Source organism: Butyricimonas hominis (assembly GCF_014287455.1).
GTDB classification, from domain to species: domain Bacteria; phylum Bacteroidota; class Bacteroidia; order Bacteroidales; family Marinifilaceae; genus Butyricimonas; species Butyricimonas muris.
Genome location: NZ_JACOOH010000001.1, coordinates 261,341 through 281,311, shown reverse-complemented (window position 1 = coordinate 281,311; position 19,971 = coordinate 261,341). Strand labels below are relative to the sequence as shown.

General features: G+C 42.9%; 15 protein-coding genes. 14 read left to right on the top strand and 1 reads right to left on the bottom strand.

Translation table 11 applies throughout. The features are described from left to right. The 14 genes from H8S64_RS01125 to H8S64_RS01060 all read left to right on the top strand — a co-directional run bounded on the left by H8S64_RS01125 (nt 1) and on the right by H8S64_RS01060 (nt 17,977). The gene (locus H8S64_RS01125; RefSeq protein WP_186974616.1) at nt 1-1,632 is read left to right on the top strand and encodes a RagB/SusD family nutrient uptake outer membrane protein; all 1,632 of its coding nucleotides are present in this window, start codon (nt 1-3) and stop codon (nt 1,630-1,632) included. An 11-nt stretch (nt 1,633-1,643) separates the two neighbouring features. Beyond that, nucleotides 1,644-2,297 (top strand): fasciclin domain-containing protein, encoded by a 654-nt coding sequence (locus H8S64_RS01120; protein WP_186974615.1) that lies wholly within the window; start codon nt 1,644-1,646, stop codon nt 2,295-2,297. Nucleotides 2,298-2,319: 22 nt separating this feature from the next. After that, entirely contained in the window at nt 2,320-2,739 is a 420-nt protein-coding gene (locus H8S64_RS01115; protein WP_186974614.1) for a hypothetical protein, read from the top strand. Nucleotides 2,740-2,744: 5 nt separating this feature from the next. Further along, nucleotides 2,745-4,043 (top strand): thioredoxin family protein, encoded by a 1,299-nt coding sequence (locus H8S64_RS01110; RefSeq protein WP_186974613.1) that lies wholly within the window; start codon nt 2,745-2,747, stop codon nt 4,041-4,043. A gap of 7 nt (nt 4,044-4,050) precedes the next feature. Next, nucleotides 4,051-6,855 (top strand): M16 family metallopeptidase, encoded by a 2,805-nt coding sequence (locus tag H8S64_RS01105; RefSeq protein WP_186974612.1) that lies wholly within the window; start codon nt 4,051-4,053, stop codon nt 6,853-6,855. 180 nt (nt 6,856-7,035) lie between these two features. Then, nucleotides 7,036-7,716 carry a PdaC/SigV domain-containing protein gene (locus tag H8S64_RS01100; protein WP_186974611.1) on the top strand — a complete coding sequence of 227 codons (681 nt, stop codon included), beginning with the start codon at nt 7,036-7,038 and terminating at the stop codon, nt 7,714-7,716. Between the two features lie 82 nt (nt 7,717-7,798). Continuing rightward, complete coding sequence (locus H8S64_RS01095) at nt 7,799-8,362, top strand: RNA polymerase sigma factor (protein WP_186974610.1); 564 nt, start codon at nt 7,799-7,801, stop codon at nt 8,360-8,362. Between the two features lie 94 nt (nt 8,363-8,456). Continuing rightward, nucleotides 8,457-9,620, top strand: coding sequence for a FecR family protein (locus H8S64_RS01090; RefSeq protein ID WP_099291005.1), 1,164 nt, complete (start codon nt 8,457-8,459; stop codon nt 9,618-9,620). 103 nt (nt 9,621-9,723) lie between these two features. Continuing rightward, nucleotides 9,724-13,257, top strand: coding sequence for a TonB-dependent receptor (locus H8S64_RS01085; protein WP_186974609.1), 3,534 nt, complete (start codon nt 9,724-9,726; stop codon nt 13,255-13,257). 2 nt (nt 13,258-13,259) lie between these two features. Beyond that, nucleotides 13,260-14,801, top strand: a complete 1,542-nt coding sequence (locus tag H8S64_RS01080) for a RagB/SusD family nutrient uptake outer membrane protein (protein ID WP_186974608.1) — start codon at nt 13,260-13,262, stop codon at nt 14,799-14,801. Between the two features lie 12 nt (nt 14,802-14,813). After that, nucleotides 14,814-15,431, top strand: a complete 618-nt coding sequence (locus H8S64_RS01075; RefSeq protein WP_186974607.1) for a fasciclin domain-containing protein — start codon at nt 14,814-14,816, stop codon at nt 15,429-15,431. Between the two features lie 12 nt (nt 15,432-15,443). Continuing rightward, nucleotides 15,444-15,866, top strand: coding sequence for a hypothetical protein (locus H8S64_RS01070; RefSeq protein WP_255469371.1), 423 nt, complete (start codon nt 15,444-15,446; stop codon nt 15,864-15,866). A gap of 61 nt (nt 15,867-15,927) precedes the next feature. After that, nucleotides 15,928-17,217 carry a thioredoxin family protein gene (locus H8S64_RS01065; protein WP_186974606.1) on the top strand — a complete coding sequence of 430 codons (1,290 nt, stop codon included), beginning with the start codon at nt 15,928-15,930 and terminating at the stop codon, nt 17,215-17,217. Nucleotides 17,218-17,287: 70 nt separating this feature from the next. Then, complete coding sequence (locus tag H8S64_RS01060; protein WP_186974605.1) at nt 17,288-17,977, top strand: DUF4163 domain-containing protein; 690 nt, start codon at nt 17,288-17,290, stop codon at nt 17,975-17,977. A 91-nt stretch (nt 17,978-18,068) separates the two neighbouring features. Here H8S64_RS01060 and H8S64_RS01055 read toward each other — a convergent pair whose 3' ends face one another. Beyond that, nucleotides 18,069-19,916, bottom strand: coding sequence for a vWA domain-containing protein (locus tag H8S64_RS01055; RefSeq protein ID WP_186974604.1), 1,848 nt, complete (start codon nt 19,914-19,916; stop codon nt 18,069-18,071). Between the last annotated feature and the right edge of the window lie 55 nt (nt 19,917-19,971).

Genomic DNA, 19,971 nt, shown 5'->3' with positions numbered 1-19,971 from the left:
ATGAAGAAAATTCTTTATGTTTTATTGATAGGGCTTTTTTCAGCATGTGACAGTTTGTTGGATGTGGAACCCGAAACATTAGTCAGTTTTGATAATTATTACAAAACGGAGCAGGATCTGGAAATTTCGTTATATCAACTTCAAAGTTTTATACATGGTAGATTGTTAGAGCAGAATGTGCAAGAACGAGCTGGTTTTATCTCAGAATCGAATTGGACGCAGGAGCATTTGTGGGATCCGTCTTCAATGGTTGGAATGAGGGGGCAAGGTGAAGTATGTACGTATTGGGATCAAACTTATTGGGTAGTGTATATGGCGAATGTACTATTGGATAATATGTATAAAGCAGAAGCGAATGTATCACCCGAGCGTATGAATTATTACAGAGCCCAAGCGTATTTCGGTAAGGCTTTAGGGTATTTCTTCCTAGGACGTCGTTGGGGAGAGGTCCCTATTACACGGAATAGTTCTTCATCTGAAGTATACGGAAAAAAACCTTTGCTTGAGGTTTTGGATACAGTGATTGCCAATGCGGAGAGAGCGTATAAGATGTTGCCGGTTCAAGCTGATTTGGTTGATCGTACGGGAACGCCTATAACTTCGAAACAATTCGGTAGTAAAGGTTCTGCTTGTGCTTTGTTAGCTCATGCTTATGCTTGGAAAGGAAGTATGATTGATTTGATGGGACTTGATGGAAATTCGAATGAATGTTATAAAAAATCAGTAGAATATGCCAATTATTTGATAAAAGGAGATGCCGGAAATTATAGTTTAGTACGTGATCCTGAAGAATTGTGTAAATATTTTTCTGATTATCAGGCAAATAATCCGGAGTCGATATTTGAATTTTCATTGGATATGTCGGCGGAACATATTCTTTCGACGTATTTGATCGGTCGAGAATTTATAGGATATCCGGTTGAGCCTTCAACAAAAGCGGGGGACCAACAATATAAATCAAGTAAAATTTCTTATACGACAATCAGAACGTTGTATGATACGCTGGATTTGAGACGGGATGCTTATTTTCATAGGTATAGTTACTATAGTACCGATTCTGTTCAATTTATGTTTACTGATACGACAGAGGTTGTTATGAAGCATTTGCAGGATAGTGTTCGGAAAGAAATTACTGAACTTACCGGGGGTGTCGCTTACCCCTTTAAATGGCGCGAGGGCGTGTATAAAGCTGATCCTTATAATCCGGGTACGATGCAATTAATAGCAATCAAATCAAATTATTCTTATTGGCGTTTATCAGACATATATTTGCTACGAGCCGAGTGTTATGTCAAATTAGGAGAAGAGGGTTTGGCGCAAGCGGATTTGAACGAGATTCGAGGAATTAATAATGTGAAGCCTTATCCCAATAGCGGTGGTGATGAGAAAGGTTTGAAATATGCTATTTTCCACGAACGTGAACGCGAGTTATTAATGGAGGGGCATCGTTTTTATGATGCCGTACGCAACGGGATGGAGTATATTAACACTTATTTACCGGGAGCGTTGAAGACGTTGACATTGACTGATGTGAAAAATGGTGCATTATTTTTCCCGATTCACGAGAGTGCATTTAAAATGAACGGATTATTAAGGCAGAATGTGTATTGGGCCCCGTATATGAGAAAATAAAGGAATAAGATATGAAACAGATTATATTATTAGGATTGTTATTATCCGTTTTTATCGGATGTACAAAGTATAACCAGATTGATACGGGTATAGCCCGGAAAAAGTATCCGGGGAATATGTATGAATATTTTCATTCGGATTCTTATAACTGGGATTCATTATTGTTAATGATCGAGTATACAGGAACGAAAGAGTATTTTACAGGAGAGAAAGCCGGATATGAAGAAATTACATTTTTTGGTCCGACAAACCACTCTATCCGTCGGAAGATGTTCGAGGAAACCCAACTGAATACGGAGACTTGGGTGCAAGAACCGATTTATAAGAGTGTAAAAGCATATGTGGAGGCAAAAGGTGTCGAATATTGTAAAGAATTGATTTTGCGGCATGTCGTGAAAGGGAAATATGAAGTAAAAGATATTCCGAGAGGGACGAGTGATGATGATGCATCAGGAGTCATTTTCACTTCTGCTTTTGGTTCTACATTCCGGGTGTTTTCATTCCGGGAACCGTACGAAAAAGTTCCGGAGGCGGGAGCAGTGGTCTTGTATATAAAAGGTGGAATGAATATGTCCACAAGCATAGATGTTGCATCAACAGACATAGAACCGACCAATGGGATTGTTCATTCTTTGGCTTATGGATTCACTTGGGGACAATTATAATGAAATGTAAAAACGGAACAAGATGAAACAGACAATATTATTTCTATTTGTGATGGTTTTGGCTTTTAGTGCATGTCATGATGTGAAGATTGGGTATTTGAAAGCCGATAATGCAGAATATTATCCGGATTCATTGGTCGTTGAGACTGATTTAAGCAAGGTAAGTCAAAATAAAGTGGATAACGATGCTCCATGGGTAACGAATACGATTAGCGGAATGTTGGGAACAGAGCCGTTGTCTTATGAGTTTGTAAGTGTACGAGCGATTGATGGAGGTGATGCGGATATATTCGCAAAAGAAATTGTTGTACGTGGTAGTGGACGTATGCAATTCCCGTTAAGGACAGAGGCTCCCAAGGGACGCTATATTGTTACCTTAAAGGTAAGTAATGAAGATTATTCTGCGATTTTGCCGGATGTGTTTACGTTTATTTTGAAATGAATATAATGAGAAAATATTTTACAATGATATGCTTCACCCTGTTCATGGGGTGGAGCGTATCAGGCTATAGCCAAGGGATTAAGTTCTTCGAGGGAACCTTCGAGGAAGCATTAGTGAAAGCAAAACAAGAGAATAAACTCGTATTTGTGGATTTTTTTGCAACATGGTGCGGACCATGTAAACAAATGGCAGAGAAGGTGTTCACGGACGAAGAAGTGGAAAAATACATGAATGAAAAGTTCGTGTGTATGCAAATCAATGTCGAGGCAGCCGGATGGCAGAAAGAAACTGCCGAGAAATTTAATGTAACGGTATTACCGACATTGATATTTTTTAAAGCGGATGGAAACGTGGCATCCCGTTTGGCTGGAGCTCGGGAAAAGGATGATTTTTTGAATGCAGCCAAAGTGGCTAGCGGAGAACAATTAAGTTTCGAGAAATTGTATGACCGTGCTAAATCGAAAAAAGATTTGGCTGATATGCAGTTGGTATTGAAACAGGCTCCGGATTATGTGGGTGGTTTGCAGGGAATGGAAGCACAAAAATGGATTGTGCGTATTGATAAATTATATGCCGAGTATGTGAAGGCAAAAATGGGACCGGATTTTATTAATAAAGAGGATTTCCAAATCGCGAATAAGTTTAATAAAAAGAACGTGAAAGATGATGCGGTGATGGAGTTTATTGCCAAAAATCTGGAAACGTACATGAGTAAATTGGGAGAAGCTCCGGGTATCTTGATGGTCGAGTATAATAATGCTGTTATCGAGCAATTGGCAAAAGCGGGTAAGAATGAATACAAGAAATATTTGGAGAGAATCAATGGTGATCTGGAAGCGGCTTACGCTATTATGCCGACGGGAACGTTGACTCCTTATGAGAAATTCAAATATTATTATGATGGAATGTATTTATTGTCTTACAAGAAAGATGCGGAGTCTTATGTTCAATTAATGAATAAGTATTTGGCGGCTTTGGGTGATCAGGTGGGAGCGAATGATTATGGTGAGATTGCTCAAAATATGTATGTCATGAGTAAGGGAAAATTGAACAACGAACAATTAGGACAAGTGAAGGATTGGTTGGTGAAAGCTATGCAATACGAGGGAACCGGATTGATCGACAGGATTAATTTTGTGACGATGTTGGGGGATACGTATAAGGCATTGAAAGATTTTGATAAGGCAAAAGAAGCTTATAACCAAGGGTACATGGAGGCTTTACAGATCGAGAATAAAATGCAATCTGTTCAAGTGCAAATGATTATGAAACGTAAACTGGAAGCACTGGAATTAGCGAAATAAATAAAGTATGAGGGGATTATTAGTAACGATTGCCGTGTTTCTTTGCACGGTTGGGACTCCTTTGTCCGCGCAGGAAGGCATGGAAGGATTGCGTCACGGGAAACTGGATAACGGTCTGACGTATTACGTGAAGCATTCCAAGGCGGAGCCGGGAAGGGTGAGTTTTTACCTGTTGCAAAACGTGGGGGCGATACTGGAAGAGGATCACGAGAACGGGTTGGCGCATTTCTTGGAGCATATGGCGTTTAACGGTACTACCCATTTCCCGGGAGGGGTGATGCCTTATTTGAGGGGAAGAGGTATTTTCACGTTCAACGCGAAGACAGGGATAAACCAGACGGTGTATAATATCGAGGATGTACCCGTGGCAGAAGGCGGATTGGTGGACACGTGTATGTTTATCGTGAAAGACTGGTGTAGCGAGATATTGCTGAAAGATAAAGATATTGACGAGGAGCGGGGCGTGATTATCGAGGAATGGCGGAGTCATTATAACGTGGGGCGTCGCTTGCAGGAAGGAGCGGCTCCGGTGGTGTACAATCACACGAAATATGCCAAACGGAACGTGATCGGGACGGTGGAATTATTGCAATCGTTCCCCTCGGATGTATTACGGGAGTTTTATCGTAAATGGTACAGACCGGATTTGCAGTGCGTGATCGTGGTCGGGGATATTGACGAGGAGGAATTCGAGGAGCGGGTAAAGGAGCTGTTCGGGCAGATTCCCGCGAGGGAGAATCCGTTGGAACGGTACGAGGTGGAGATTCCTGACCGGGCGGATATGGATTACATGTTGATTCTTGACGCGGAGAACCCGTCGAAGATGATTTCTTTCCACCAACGGGCACACCGGCAGGAGGGATTGGATGAGGTCGGACGCAAGGCGTATTCTTTTAAGGCACGGATTTTTAACGCTTTGATGGGACAACGTCTGTCCCGTATCGTGAACGCGAACAAGGAGAAGTTTTTGAGCGTTTCCGGTACATTCGAGAGTTTCGTGCGTAATTATAACGGGTTCTCTTTAGACGTGATTCCGTATAAAAATCAGGATGCGGAGGCTTTCGAGCAGGTGTGGACGGCGTGGGAAGAGATTCGTCGTTACGGTTTTACCGACAAAGAGGTCGAGAGAGTGCAGGAGGCTCTTTTCCAAGAGTTGATGAAAATGGAAAGTGAGGTAGAGAAGGAGAGTAACCCGTATTATGTATCCGTATTCCAGAATCATTTCTTGGCGGGAATGCCCTTTCACGAGCAACCGGTAGAGTTGGGTTTGTTGAAAGAGGCTTTGCTGGAAATCACCGCGGAGGATATGAGTCACTGGATTCACTCGTGGGCGAACGATAGTAATCAGATTGTCGTGGTGTCCGGGAATGACAAGGATTATAAATACTTGACTAAAGATGATATTCTGAATATCATGGCTAAGGTGGCGGAAAAAGATATAGAGCCGGAGGTCGAGGAACACAAGACGCCGGAACCGTTTGACCTGCAACTTCAAGCCGGAACGATTAGGAAAGTGAAAAAGCTGGATCGTTTCAAGGCGGAAGAGTGGACATTGTCTAATGGCGCCAAGGTGTATTACAAGCACGTGGAGGAAGGACACGGGTTCTTCTCGCTGGCTTGCAGCAGTCATGGCGGTCGTTCGGTTGTCGCCACGGAGGATTTACCGACATTAACGGCTATGCAAGCATTGACTTTGAAGTCGGGATTGTACAAGTATGACTTGAGCACGTTGAAAGAATTGGTACAAGGCAAGCAGATCCGTTTGAATATGATGATCAGTGATTACACGGAAGGCTTCGGGGGAAGCACGAAAGCGGAGAATGCTGAACTTTTGTTCCAGTTGTATTATTTGTTGTTCCAGCAACCCCGTTTCGATAGGACGCAATTTGACAAATATGTCGAGCGTTCCCGCTACGCGTACGAGAACCAACGGAAGACACCGCAGAATCTCGTGCAGGACACTATCCGGATGTTGACCGTGAGAGAAGACGAACGGAATAAGGATTATGGCGTGGCGTATTTCGACATGATGAATTTCGAACGGTTGGAATCCTTGTATCGTGAACGTTTCTCGAATGCCGGGGAGTTTACTTTCTGTATCGTGGGGGATATCGATCGGGACGAGGCTGCACGCTTGGCGTGTGAATATATCGGTGCTTTGCCTTCTCGCGGGGGAAAGAAAGAGGAGTATATTATCCGTGATTATAGCGTGGATACCGATACTATTGCACGTGAATTTAAAGTGGTGATGCCGGGGGACAAGGGGATGGTGAATATCGTGCTGGAGAATGATGGCAAGTTCTCGCTGAAAGAGCAGATAGCTTTTAATATCTGGGGACAGATGTTGCGGGCTCGTTACTTCTCTATCGTGCGGGAGCAGGAGAGCGCGAGTTATGGTGTGAACGCGGATGCCGGCTACCGGGACTTTCCGGATAGGAAAGCAACCCTGATGATCGGTTTCGAGACGGAGAGCGATAAGGTGGAAAGGATGAAAGAGATTATCTACCGGGAATTGGAGAAGAGTACCAAAGAACTTTTCAAGGAGAGTGAATTGGCTCCCGTCGTTACGGTAATAAAACGAAGTAACGAGCAGGTAAACGAGAATCTCGGTATCGATTTCTGGATGAATGTGTTAAATAGTTATGCGGAATACGGAAAAGATATCACGGATCACAGTGCTTTTGACAAAGCCTTGGATAGTATTACCGTGAAAGATATTCAACGTGTGGCTCAAAAGTTTTTGAAACACGTGAAATTGCGGGACTGGGTAATAAAATCGGAGAAAGAGAATCCGTTATCGGATTGGGAATAATTTTAGTACGTGTGTGGGGGGCTGCTTTCGAGCAGCCCTTTAATTTTTGATTTCATGATTTTAGATTTATGATTCCACCCACATGTGCTTTACTCGTTCCGTGGTTAAAAGTCTTTTTGGTTGGAACCTTTATTTCAAACCTTCCGTATACAACGGAAATTGTTATTAAAGGAAGATATTATGAGGAGTTATACTTTTATTGCAGCATTGTTGGCTTTGTTTTTTGTCGGGTGTCAGAAACCGACGATTAATATAGAGGAGAATACGTTGTCTTACACGAACAATGAATGGGATGTATCAGTGAATCGTCCGGTATTTTCGGCTCAGAATGCGGCTTTGGAGAAAGGATGCAAGGAGGTGAATGAGCGGGTGACAAAATTGATTGACAGTCTGCAAAATGATTTGAAAGAACAATTGAAAGAATACCTGCAAGAAGCACAGGAGATGAAGATCAATCCCATGATACCGTTTACTCTGGATATTCAGGATAGTGTTTTTATGGCAGACGACCGTTATATCAGCTTGCGTCTGGTTGTTTACACGTTGACGGGAGGAGCGAACGGGTTGACGGAGTATTATGCTTTTAATTACAGCATGAAACAGGGTAAATTCCTTGAACCGGAAGATATATTGAATTACAACAAGAGTGCCGAGATTGACAAACAAATCAAGACGAATTTCAAGAACCCGGACAATTGTTTCACGGATGTACCGACATTGTCAAACGTGACGACCGTAAATTTTTCAACGAATGATATTTGTTTTACCTATGAGCCTTTGGTATTAGGTGCTCATTATTGTGGAGCGGCTCAGGTATCCGTTCCCCGCATGATTTTGAAGGGTGATTTATTGTTAAAATAGTAGTGGAGATTTGTAGGGAAGATAAGGGCGATCCGAAAGGGTCGCCTTTTTTGTGTTGATATTTTTGAAAAAAAGTCATAACTTGCACCCGAATTATACGGTGTGCCAGATGTTATTGTATCAGTTTAACCACGGTGACGAGAGAGCTTTTAAAAAGTTGTTTGACAACTTTTTTAATCCGTCGTGTGCTTTCGTGAAACGGTATATTCAAGAGCATGAAGCGGTGGAAGATGTGGTGCAGGATACTTTTATTCATATTTGGGAAAAGCGCGGTATCTACACGGATATGGTTTATTTTAAGGCTTATTTATTCAAGGCACTTCGTAACAATGCCTTGTATTATTTACGGCAACACCGGGAAAATGAAGATGTAAATCCGGCTATAGAAGATGATTCGGATAGTGTATTAAATGCTATTATCGAGGAAGAAGTACACCGGGAAATTATTTGCGCGATTGATAAATTACCTCCCGAAAGACGACGAATCGTGGTAATGAGTATGAATGGTTGTTCGCAGGAGGAGATCGCCGAGAAGATGAATATATCCGTGAACACGATCAAGACCCAGAAAAGAAAAGCCTATGCTTTTTTGCGGGAGGAATTGAAGAATTTGTTCGTGTTTTTTCTTGTTCTTATGAATTTGTAGAGAGATTTTTGAAATAAATTCAAAAAAAACGCATTCCCGGTCACCCCTAAATCGTGTTTCTGCATATTATATATGAATAGTCAGGAAAACATTTATGGAAAAATATAGGGAATCGATAGAATTAGCAGAACAAATCACGAAATACCTGAAGGGAAAACTTTCACCGGAGGAGGAGGTCGAGTTGAAAAAACGACTACATGCTCATCCGGAGGGAGAGCAACTTCTGGCTCGGGTTCAGGACGAACGATCTATTGCCGCCAAAAAAGAGATGTACGCATCGTTTAGCGCGGATAAGAGTTGGGAAAGGATTCGGAAAGTTACAGGCAAGAAGTCTTCGGGGATGATGTACCGGATGTTCTGGTGGGCGGCTGTTTTTGCCTTGCCTCTTGCTGTAGCCGCCTCGATTTTTCTGGTGAATAAAAGTAAACAGGAGGATCGTCCTCAATATATCGTGGATGCTTATTTTGAATCCAACAAAACGATGTTGGAACTACCCGGGGGAAAATGTATAGCTTTGGATACAGTAAAAAACGTGACGAAAGAATTGAATGATTTTGGTGTCACGCTGGCTGAAGGGCAGGGATTGGATTATTCCGGTCTGGATTCCGTTATGGATGCGAAGGTGGAATATCACAAGGTCGTGGTACCCCGGGGAGGAGAATATAATCTGAAGCTTGCCGATGGCACAAATGTCTGGATGTTTGCCGAATCGGAAATTCGTTTCCCGACCCGTTTTGAAGGAAATAAACGGGAAGTGTATTTGTCGGGAGAGGCTTATTTCGAGGTACATCATGATCCCGTTCATCCTTTCTACGTGAAAACGAAGTCGCTCGACGTGAAGGTACTGGGAACAAGTTTTAACGTGAAAGCCTATAATAATATGGATGTTGTGGAAACCTCGTTGGTTGAGGGGGTGGTAAGCGTGAAGGATAACGTGTTGCGTCCGAATATGCAAGCTGTCTTCCACAAGAACACGGGAGATTTTTCTTACCGGAAAATAAACGGGGAGAGTTATCGTTTGCGTAAAGAACGGGTGTTCGTGTTTGACGAGGAGCGGTTGGATGATATCTTGCAGGAGATGGCACGCTGGTATGATTTCGAGATTTTTTACCAGAACCCGGAGATGGCAGATAAACGGTTCGGTTTTAAATTGGAAAAATACGAGCATGTGGATACACTCTTGGATATATTGGAATTGACCGGGGAAGTGAGATTCACGATGAAGGGAAAGACGTTGACCGTGATGAGTGGAACTTAATGTTAAGCTGAATATAAATAAAAACGGGTAGCGGAAATTTTGTGGTGATTATTTCCTGCCACCCATTTGGTTAAATTCAAAATCAATTTAATTCTTCAAAGTTATGAAAAAAAATCTTTGGACGTGGCTCCTGCACGATAAAAAAAGGAGAATAAATACAATTTGTATGAAAGTCTGCCTCTGTTTGGCGTTTGTTTTTGGCGGCGGGATGCTTGGTAACGCCTTTGCCCAGACGGAGAGATTGACCTTGAAAAGGGAGAATGCTTCGATGTTGGACATCATTTTTGCTGTGGAGAAACAGAGCAAGATGACGTTCGTGTACAGCATGGATGCGGTGAATAAAATCGGGAAAATCACGATTGACGTCAAAGACGTGTTGATTGATAGCGTGATGAATGTCTGTTTAAGGAGAACCGATTACACTTATTCATTGGAGAAGAACGTGGTCGTGATCAAGAAAAAGGCGGAAGCAGAGAAGAAAGCTGCCTTGAACGAGAAGAAAAAAGTGATTACCGGAGTCGTGAAAGACAAGAGGAATGAGGTGCTGCCCGGGGTTTCTGTTTACGTGAAGGGAACGACGATTGGGGTGGTGACCGATGTAAATGGAACTTATAAATTTGAAGTTCCCGGTTCGGTGGATAGATTATTGTTCTCGTTCGTGGGTATGAAGACGAAAGAGGTGGAGTTGAAGGGGCAAACGACCGTGAACGTGGTGTTGGAGGACGAAGTTTCCGGTTTGGACGAGGTAACCGTGGTGGCTTATGGAGAGCGGAAAAAGAGAGAGTTGATCGGTGCGGTGTCTTCCGTGAAAGCGAAAGATTTGGAAGAGGTGCCTTCCGCAAGTCTGGAAAATTTGTTGCAGGGGCATATGGCGGGAGTCGAGGTGACTAGTATTTCCGGTTCTCCCGGTGGTGGCGGTACCCGTATCAATATCCGGGGCTATAATTCGTTGTTATCAGAATCCCAGACGGACGGGACTCCTTTGTATATCATTGACGGTGTACCCGTGCATTCTTTTACTTCTCCCGTGACGGGGACGAACACCTTGGCGGAGATAGATCCTTCGACAATCGAGTCCGTTGAAGTCTTGAAAGATGCCGCTTCTGCCGCATTGTACGGCTCAAGGGCGAGTAACGGCGTAATCTTAATCACCACGAAGCAGGGGAAAACGGGACGAGGAAAATTTTCGGCTAACGTGTCATACTCCTATTCCATTTTGCCCGAAACCCCGGTGCAGACGGGCGGACACTTGGAACGTATGGCTAATATCTATAAGTTTAGAAGTGTACGTGCGGCTTACGGGAGTTGGCAGACAGGTATTTATAAAATGCCAGAATCTTACCGGGAGGCATATCACCAGAATGGCGCGTATGATTTCTTTTGGAATAACGGATATGTTTTAAATGATGCGCAGAAGGATATGGTAAGACCTTTGCAGGATAGTCTGAATCCTTTTTATAATAATTCGACGAATTGGTGGAAATATTGTTTCGATGCGGGGAAGATTTTGAATGCGAATCTTCAGGCTTCCGGTGGGACGGAAACGATAAAATACATGATCGGGGCAGGCTGGTATAACGAGAGAGGGATTATGCTGGGGAGCGAGTTTAAAAGGGCTAATATTTTGACGAATATTAATGTCGTTCCTCGTACAAACTTGAACGTGGATGCACGTTTGTATCTTGCTTATACGGATCGGAGCCGGGGGGCGGCGAATACTTCTTTCTCGAGCGCGAGTAAGTACGAACGGTTGACTGTTGACCCGAAATTGAATCTTTCTATTTTGCCGGGTTCCGGGGATATTGAAAAGGAAACGTTGAAACAGATAAACGAGTCGTCCGAGAAAAACATCACTTACCGGATTCGGGCCAGTCTGGCTGTAGCGTATGAGTTTATTAAAGGGCTGAAATTGTCTTCCAGTTTGTCGATGGATTTCTCTGAAGGGAAACGAAATTCTTTTACCCCCAGTTATTTGGATCCGACAGATAAATTAAGTGTGTCAACGGGAAGTATCAGTAGCGGAACGATGTTTTCTAACGAGAATTTGCTTGTTTATAATAAGACGATTCGGAATAATCATAATATGGAGATCCTTTTGGGATTGTCTTATTCGAGAGAGGCAAAAGACCAGTTTAGTGCTTCGGGTAAAGGTTCCCCGAGTGATAAGATTCACTATGTTTTAGACGGATTCCCGACGACTTACGAAAAATATGGAAGTATCCAAGCCTTGCAGGCATACCGGTCTAATTTTGAAGAAAAAATCATGCTGAGTTATTTCGGGCGTTTGGCTTATAATTATAAAAAGAAATATCTGTTCGAGTACACGCTAAGGAGGGACGGTTCGTCCGTGTTCGGCGAAAACGTGCGTTGGGCTACTTTCCCGTCGGTTGCCGTTGGTTGGGCATTTTCGGAAGAACCGTTTTTCAAAAAATGGTGGTTGAGTTACGCGAAGATTCGCGCATCTTGGGGTACTTCGGGACAACAGTTCAGGGATGCTTATTTGGCACATGGGACGCTTGAGTTGGCGAATCACTTCTTGGGAAATTCCGGGGTATTGCCCTCTCAAATTATTAATACTAATCTGACTTGGGAGGAATCGGATCAATACGATATAGGTTTGGATATAGATCTTTTTGATTATCGTTTGAAATTCAAATTGGATTATTATTACAAGTATTCCAAATCATTGTTGTTCAACGTTTCTTTGCCGGGGAATTATTATTTTCATAAAACGGCATGGCAGAATGCGATGGAGATTTCTAACGAGGGAATTGAGATGGAGTTGAACTATGATATTCTGCGTGACACGGAGGTTAAATGGCGTGGAAAGTTTAATATTTCAAGAAACTGGAATCGTTTCGAAAAGTCGTACACGGATATGGATATGGTGAACGGAACCGGACAGTTGGTGCTCGGGCGACCTATTTACGGGCTTTATCTTTATAAAGATTTAGGAATGATTGAGTCAGAAAAAGATATTCCGGCTTATTATGACCAACAAGGGAACAAAAATCTGTTGTATTCGATGATCAAAAGTTACCCGTATGCCGCAGGAACCAGAATGATACAAGATATGAATCAAGATGGAGTCATCAATGGCGACGATAGGTATTATGCTGGATCTACTCTACCGCAGGCTTACGGAGGATGGGCTAACGAGATTATGTGGAAAGGTTTTGATTTGAATGTTTTGTTCACGTACACGTTAGGTAGAAAGATTATTAATTTGTACAAAATTACTTCTTTGCAGTACGATTTTAGACCGAGTACGGTTTTTGTGGATTATGCAAATACGACATTTTGGGAGAAACCGGGAGATAAGGCTGATTATCCGATCATAACTTCTAGTAGCCGGAGTTACACGGGACAATTTGACGGAGCCGTTTCTTCCAACATAGAACGGGTGAATTATTTGCGGTTGAAACAATTGACGTTGGGGTATAATTTCCCGAAAGAGTGGATGCGGAAAATTAATATTGACGGTTGCCGTTTGTTTTTCACGGCAGAGAATTTATTCCTGTTGACAAATTATTCCGGCGTGGACCCGGAAGTCGTAGACCCCTATACCGGGTACGATAACTTCATGTATTACCCGTTAGCCCGGAAATTGACATTAGGATTAACTGTAAAATTTTAGCCATGAGGAAAATTATATATATACTGCTTTTCCCCTTGTTGTGGGGGTGTGATAACGTGCTGGACGTGGAGCCGGAGAATGCCATCACGTTCACGAACTTCTTTAAGACAGAGGAAGATTTTAACGCGATAGTGTTTCAACTACAAGCCTTTTCCCGTTACAAAGCATTCGAGAATGAAATAATGCCTCTTCGCGGATTTATAGCTGATCTGGTAGGTAATTCAACTTATCAAGATCATCGGATGTTGAATCAGACATCATTAGTAAGTCCTTATTCCAGTTATAACAATTGGACAAATCATTATGATTTAATTTACGTGGCGAACGTGATATTGGATAATTTGCATCGGGCTGAAGGGGTTTCAAAAGATAAACTGGACTTTTATGCCGGACAAGCATATTTCGTGAAAGGTTTTGTTTATTTCGATCTTGCCAGAAAGTGGGGAGAGGCTGTAATCACGAAGAATAGCACGAGTATGGAAGTGTATAACAAGAGTTCGATGTCGGACGTGTTGGATGAGGCGATAAAGAATGCTTCGGAAGGATACAAACTATTGCCGAAATACGAGGATATGCCTCTTTTGGGAGCAAATACGTGGGTGTCGAAACAATACGGGTGCAAAGGAAGTTGTGCGGCGTTGTTGGCGCATTTGTACGCGTGGAAAGGAAGTATGATTGAGATGCACGGGTTGAACGGGGATGCGAAAGATTGTTACGGAAAGGCTATTGAATGGTGTTCGCTTCTGATAGATAAGAAAGCGGGTTACTACGAGTTGGAGCGTACGATTGGAGAGGTGTGTACGAAAGCGATGAAAGGGATGGGAGCCAGCCAAGAAAATATTCTGGAGTTCGAGTTGGATCGCTTTCAAGAGTATCCGATGGCTTATTTTCCCGGACGCCAATATATTACTTGGCCGGTGAAGGGAACGGATACTCCCGCTTCCGTGGTAACGCAGACTTTTGCGATTAAAGCTGAAACAGTGAAAAATCTTTATGAAGAGACGGATGACCGCCGGGATGAGTATTTTTATAAATTGGATTCTATGTCACATGATACGATGTATAAGGTAAACCAAGGATTTGCTTACATCTACAAATGGAGGGATGCCGTTTATCAAGATGTGTCGTGGAGTCCGACTCCTCAATTGGCATATATTGATGCGAATTATTGTTACTGGCGTCTGGCGGATATTTATTTGTTGAGAGCCGAATGTTACGCGAAGCTGGATGATGATTTGGCTATAGATGATTTGAATGCTATTCGCGGGCGAGCTCATGCGACTCTTTATCCCCGTCCGGGTGAGAATGATATCCGGTTGGCTATCTTCAAGGAGCGGGAGCGGGAATTGTTGCTTGAGGGACACCGTTATTTCGATATTATGCGGAATGGTTTGGAGTATGTTCATGCGTGTATGGAAGGCAATTACAAGACGTTGACCCAGCAAGATGTGAAGGATGGGGCTTTGTTCCTGCCGATAGGCGGTGATGCGTTTACCTATAATGATTTGATACGCCAGAATATTTATTGGTCAAAATTCGAGTAAATAAAAATGAAAATGATGAAAAATATAGGATTGCTTTTGATTTTGTTTTCGCTTTTTTCTTGTGAAACAAAATACAATTACATCGACACGGGATTGGCAAACGGTCGTTTTGACGGGACGATGTACGATTATTTACATTCCAGTTCTTACGATTGGGATAGTACTCTGCTTTTAGTGGAACGTGCCGGGTTGCAGGATTTGTTTCAAGGAAAACAGACAGGGTACGAGAAAATGACTTTTTTCGGACCGACGAATTTATCTATCCTTCGTTGGATGATAGAACAGGAATATGACGCCATTCAAGATATTCCGGTAGAAGTATGTCGGGATATGCTGTTGAAACACGTGGTTGCGGGTGTTCACAAGCGGGATGATATTCCCCGGGGAGAACAGATTCTCGGGCAGACACAAGGCGAGGGTGGCGAAGTGTTCACGAATGCTTTTGGAACAAAGTTCTGGATATATTCGTTTCGGGATACTTATCATGATATCCCGGACGTGGGACCCGTTTACCTGAAAATAATTTCTTTCGATTCGAGGGCTATGATTGATGTGGCTTCAACCGATATCGAAACGGATAACGGGTTCGTTCATTCTTTGGATTACTCTTACACCTTGGGACAATTATAAAAACAGAATATGATGATGAAACAAGTATATTTATTTCTTGTACTGGTCATGACCTGTTGGGGATGCCAGGATATGAAAATCGGGTATTTGAAGGCGGATAATGCTGGTTATTTGCCGAATGAATTGGAAGTGAAAAAAACGTTAGACCCGGTAGAAGATGCTGTTAGAATTGCTAATGAGGCTCCTTGGGTGACGCCGAAAATTCAAGGAGTGCTGGGAACGGCTCCTTTGCAGTATGAGTTCGTGAGCGTGAAGGCTTCGGACGGGGGAGATGCTGAATTATTTAAACAGGAAATCGTTGTTCGCGGAGGGGGTGTGATGGAATTACCCTTGTACACGAAACTCCCCGCGGGACGCTATGTGGTTACGTTGAGGGTTTCGAATGACGGTTATTCATCTGCATTGCCGGATGTATATACGTTTATTGTAAAATAGATTATTTATTCGGGTAAAACCCGGCAAGGATGTGCCGGGTTTACTCCTAAACAGAAAAGAAATGAAAACGATTTTAGTTATATTATTGGTATTGCTCGGGGGAGTCCGGGCATTCGGACAAGGTATTGTTTTTTTCGAGGGGGATTTTAATGCAGCTTTGGAAAAAGCGAAACAAGAGGGAAAAATGCTTTTTGTGGATTTCTACGCGGACTGGTGCGGACCTTGTAAACGTATGGCCAAGGATGTGTTTACTTTGCCCGCCGTGGGGGAGTATTTTAATGAGCGATTTATTTCTGTTCAGGTAGATACGGGAGAGCCGGCAAACAGACCCGTTGTGAAACAGTATAAGGTAAAATCTTTGCCGACATTGGCTTTTTTTAGCGCCGAGGGAAAACTTCTATCTCAGTCCGTCGGTGCATTGGCGGGGGATGCTTTTCTGAAATTGGCAAAGGTTGCCAGTGGGGACGAGATGAGTTTCGAGGAGACTTACGCGAAACTTAAATCTTCAAAAAATGATTTGCAGTTGATGCAGCAGGTGTTGGCGGGGGCTCCGGCTTACGTGGGGACATTGGAAGATATGGAACGAGCCAAATGGATTGCCCGAATCGAGAAACTCTTCAAAGAGTATATCGATTTGAAGATGGGACCGGAACTAATCAATGCGGAGGATTATCGGATTATTAATACCTTTCACCAAGCGGAAAAACCGGGGGATAAACTGATGGAGTTTATGAATAAAAATATGGAAGCGTATCTGGCGTTGGGTGAAGGACCCGCTTATTACGTGATGGAGTATAATAATAAAATGATAGAGAATCTGGCACGTGCCGGGAAAGAAGAGTATAAGAAATATCTGGAACGTATTGATGGGGATATGAAGTTGACTTATAGTGTGGTTCCTCAAAAAACGATGTCCGCCCGCCAACGGTTTACTTATCTGTATGATGCCGAGTACCAGATATTTTATAAAAAGGACGGCGAAGCGTACATGAAATCGATGGATGCTTATTTAAAAGAATTGGGAGATGAGGCTCGGGCGACGGATTATGGTATGGCTGCACAAAAAGTGTATGTCGCCACGGGAGGAAAAGTGCCTGAAGATGTTATTTTGAAAACTAAAGAATGGACTATCAAGGCGTTGCAATACATGGACGTGTCGTTATTGGATAAGATTAATTTCTTGGCGATGTTAGGAGATACGAATAAAGTGTTGAAGGAATATGAGGAATCGAAAAAGTGTTATAATCAGGCTTTTATGGAGTCGATGCAGATTACCCAAGAGATGACAAAAGCGATGATACAGATGAAAATTAAACAGAAATTGGCAGAACTGGATTTGTTAAAAAAATAATTGTGAGGAGTGAATAACCACTCGTTTAAATTCATACTTTTGTGGTACACACAAAAAAACAAAACACACTATGAAAAGTACACTAATTATGGCAATTGGATTGGCTCTCGTGTTCGTGGGATGCCAGCCTAAAGTTCAGAATCTGAACGTGAAACAGGAGCACTCGGAAGTAACTTCGGAAGATTGTGACATCCGGATCGACCGTTCGGTCTTCTCTGCCGCAGACGAGACAATCAACAAGAGTTGCATGGTTTTGAACGGCAAGATCGAAAAGTTAGTAAATGACTTGAAAGATAGCTTGCGGGCGGATGCCACGGAATTATTCCAAACATTTGCGGACAAACCGGATGAACGTCCGGACTGGAAGTACGAGTTGATGGTTGACGATAGCGTGTTTATGGCTACCGACCAATTTATCAGCGTACGTTTAAGAGTTTATTCCTTCACGGGAGGAGCGCATGGAATGACGACTTATTATTCATTCAATTATGACGTGAAAAATCAAAAGTTCCTAACGAACAAGGAAATCTTGAATTATGCCCATGCCGCACAGATAAACACGCTGTTGAAGGCTAATTTTAAGAATCCGGACGGTTGTTTTACGATGGAACCTACATTAGACTTGGCGGGGGCAATCAATTTTAATGCAACGTCAGTTTATTTTTTGTACGGACAATACGTACTCGGGGCTTATGCTTGTGGTTCTGCTGAAGTTGTTGTTCCGCGGGCAGCTTTGAAAGGGGATATTTTGATAAAATAATCACTTGTTTTTAGTACTTGAAAGGTCTACAAAATCCGTTCGGATTTTGTAGACCTTTTTTAATTTTGAGCAGGATGGCTGTAAGATTGTACTACTTCAGTAAGGCGGCACTTTCGACCAGACGGATAAACTCTTTCCGGTAGCCTTCCGGGTCGTATTGGGTGGCTTCACGGGCAAGATGGATGATGTCATCGTAAGTCAAATCATTTTTATACTTGGAGTCTTGCAACAGCATTCCGAAGCCTGCCACGGCTGCCGAGAATCGGAAGTTCTCGGAAACGTTATTCAATGAAGTATTTTTATCAATGACGGCAACTTCCATTTTGGAACTTTTGTCTGAATCCGGTTGTTTGTACCGGAGTTTCAGTGTCAGTAACTCCGGGCTATCCGTCAGTGATTTTTTCTCTTTCTTTTCGGTTTTCTGGTATTTCAACGGATCGATATCTCCCAACAAATTACTCTTGACTCCGACCGGGATAACTTCATACAAGGCGGTCACGCTATGCCCGGCTCCCATTTCTCCGGCATCCTTCGTGTCGTCGTTAAAGTCCTTGTCTTCCAATAAACGACTTTCGTACCCGATTAAACGGTATGCCTGTACTTTCGCGGGATTGAATTCGACTTGGATTTTCACGTCTTTGGCAACGGTGAATAATGTTCCCCCGAACTCACTCACCAGAACTTTTTTTGCTTCAGTCAGGTTGTCTATGTACGCGTGATTGCCGTTTCCTTTTTCAGCTAGCGTTTGTACCCGGTTGTCCTTGTAATTACCCATACCGAATCCTAATACGGTAAGGTAGATACCCGAAGAACGTTTGGTTTCGATCAGTTTCTCCAGTTCTTGGGGAGAGGATAATCCGATGTTGAAATCGCCGTCCGTGGCAAGAATAATCCGATTGTTCCCGTTCTTGATAAAGCTGGCTTCGGCAATCCGGTAAGCTCTTTGTATCCCGTCGCCTCCGGCAGTTCCGCCGCTGGCATACAGACTTTCGATAACGGATATGATCTTTTGTTTATTTTCACAGGACGTGGAAGGCAGCAACTCTTTCGTGTGGTTTGCATAGGTTACGATGGCTACCCGATCTTGCGGGCGAAGTTTTTGCACGAGCATTTTTAACGACGACTTTAACAAAGGTAATTTATTCGGGTCGCTCATGGAACCGGAAACATCAATCAGGAACACGAGGTTGGAGGCGGGTAGATTTTCCATGGCAATTTCTTTTGCCTTGATTCCGATGTGTACCAAGCGATGTTGCGGATTCCACGGGGCCGCGGATACTTCTGTCGTGATGCTCACCGGATCATTACCCCGGGGAGCGGGATAATCATACGTGAAGTAATTCAGCAATTCTTCCGTGCGAATGGCATCAGCGGGAGGTATTTGCCCGTTGTTGATAAAACGCCGCATGTTCGAGTAGGAAGCCACATCCACGTCAATGGAGAACGTGGAAAGCGGGGCATCTAGTGCTTTACGGAATTGATTTTGTGAAAAACTATTGTATTCTTCCGTGTTAGAGTAATAATCTGCTCGTCGTTGTAAGCTGTTACCCTTGACTGTAACGCAACTCCCGACAAAGGCCTCTTTCTTGACCGTGTGATACCCGCTTACGACAACTTCTTCCAGTTGATTTTGATCTCCATGTAATTTCACGAGTAATTTTGTCTTTTCCACTTTTACTAGGCGGGTTTGAAGTCCGATAAACGAGAAAACAAGAGTATCCCCAATTTGCGCTTGAATAGAAAATTCTCCGGATACATTAGATACCGTCCCGATAGAAGTGTTTTTAATAATGATGGTGACACCGGGAAGCGGTTGACCATCTTTGGCTGTAATTACTTTTCCCGTGACCAAAGATTTTTGGGCAGAAGCCAATAGGCTCAAGCTAACTAGCAAACTCACTATAAATGTGATCTTTTGGAATAAATGGTAAGTTCTCATAAGCGATATAATATTAGAGTTATTTTTTCAAGAAGATGATTTGGCAGAAGAAATT

What these genes read in the sequence shown, in the direction of transcription:
- H8S64_RS01125 (WP_186974616.1), top strand. Translation starts at nt 1, where the DNA reads ATGAAGAAAATTCTTTATGTTTTATTGATAGGGCTTTTTTCAGCATGT.
- H8S64_RS01120 (WP_186974615.1), top strand. Translation starts at nt 1,644, where the DNA reads ATGAAACAGATTATATTATTAGGATTGTTATTATCCGTTTTTATCGGA.
- H8S64_RS01115 (WP_186974614.1), top strand. Translation starts at nt 2,320, where the DNA reads ATGAAACAGACAATATTATTTCTATTTGTGATGGTTTTGGCTTTTAGT.
- H8S64_RS01110 (WP_186974613.1), top strand. Translation starts at nt 2,745, where the DNA reads ATGAGAAAATATTTTACAATGATATGCTTCACCCTGTTCATGGGGTGG.
- H8S64_RS01105 (WP_186974612.1), top strand. Translation starts at nt 4,051, where the DNA reads ATGAGGGGATTATTAGTAACGATTGCCGTGTTTCTTTGCACGGTTGGG.
- H8S64_RS01100 (WP_186974611.1), top strand. Translation starts at nt 7,036, where the DNA reads ATGAGGAGTTATACTTTTATTGCAGCATTGTTGGCTTTGTTTTTTGTC.
- H8S64_RS01090 (WP_099291005.1), top strand. Translation starts at nt 8,457, where the DNA reads ATGGAAAAATATAGGGAATCGATAGAATTAGCAGAACAAATCACGAAA.
- H8S64_RS01085 (WP_186974609.1), top strand. Translation starts at nt 9,724, where the DNA reads ATGAAAAAAAATCTTTGGACGTGGCTCCTGCACGATAAAAAAAGGAGA.
- H8S64_RS01080 (WP_186974608.1), top strand. Translation starts at nt 13,260, where the DNA reads ATGAGGAAAATTATATATATACTGCTTTTCCCCTTGTTGTGGGGGTGT.
- H8S64_RS01075 (WP_186974607.1), top strand. Translation starts at nt 14,814, where the DNA reads ATGATGAAAAATATAGGATTGCTTTTGATTTTGTTTTCGCTTTTTTCT.
- H8S64_RS01070 (WP_255469371.1), top strand. Translation starts at nt 15,444, where the DNA reads ATGATGAAACAAGTATATTTATTTCTTGTACTGGTCATGACCTGTTGG.
- H8S64_RS01065 (WP_186974606.1), top strand. Translation starts at nt 15,928, where the DNA reads ATGAAAACGATTTTAGTTATATTATTGGTATTGCTCGGGGGAGTCCGG.
- H8S64_RS01060 (WP_186974605.1), top strand. Translation starts at nt 17,288, where the DNA reads ATGAAAAGTACACTAATTATGGCAATTGGATTGGCTCTCGTGTTCGTG.
- H8S64_RS01055 (WP_186974604.1), bottom strand. Translation starts at nt 19,916, where the DNA reads ATGAGAACTTACCATTTATTCCAAAAGATCACATTTATAGTGAGTTTG.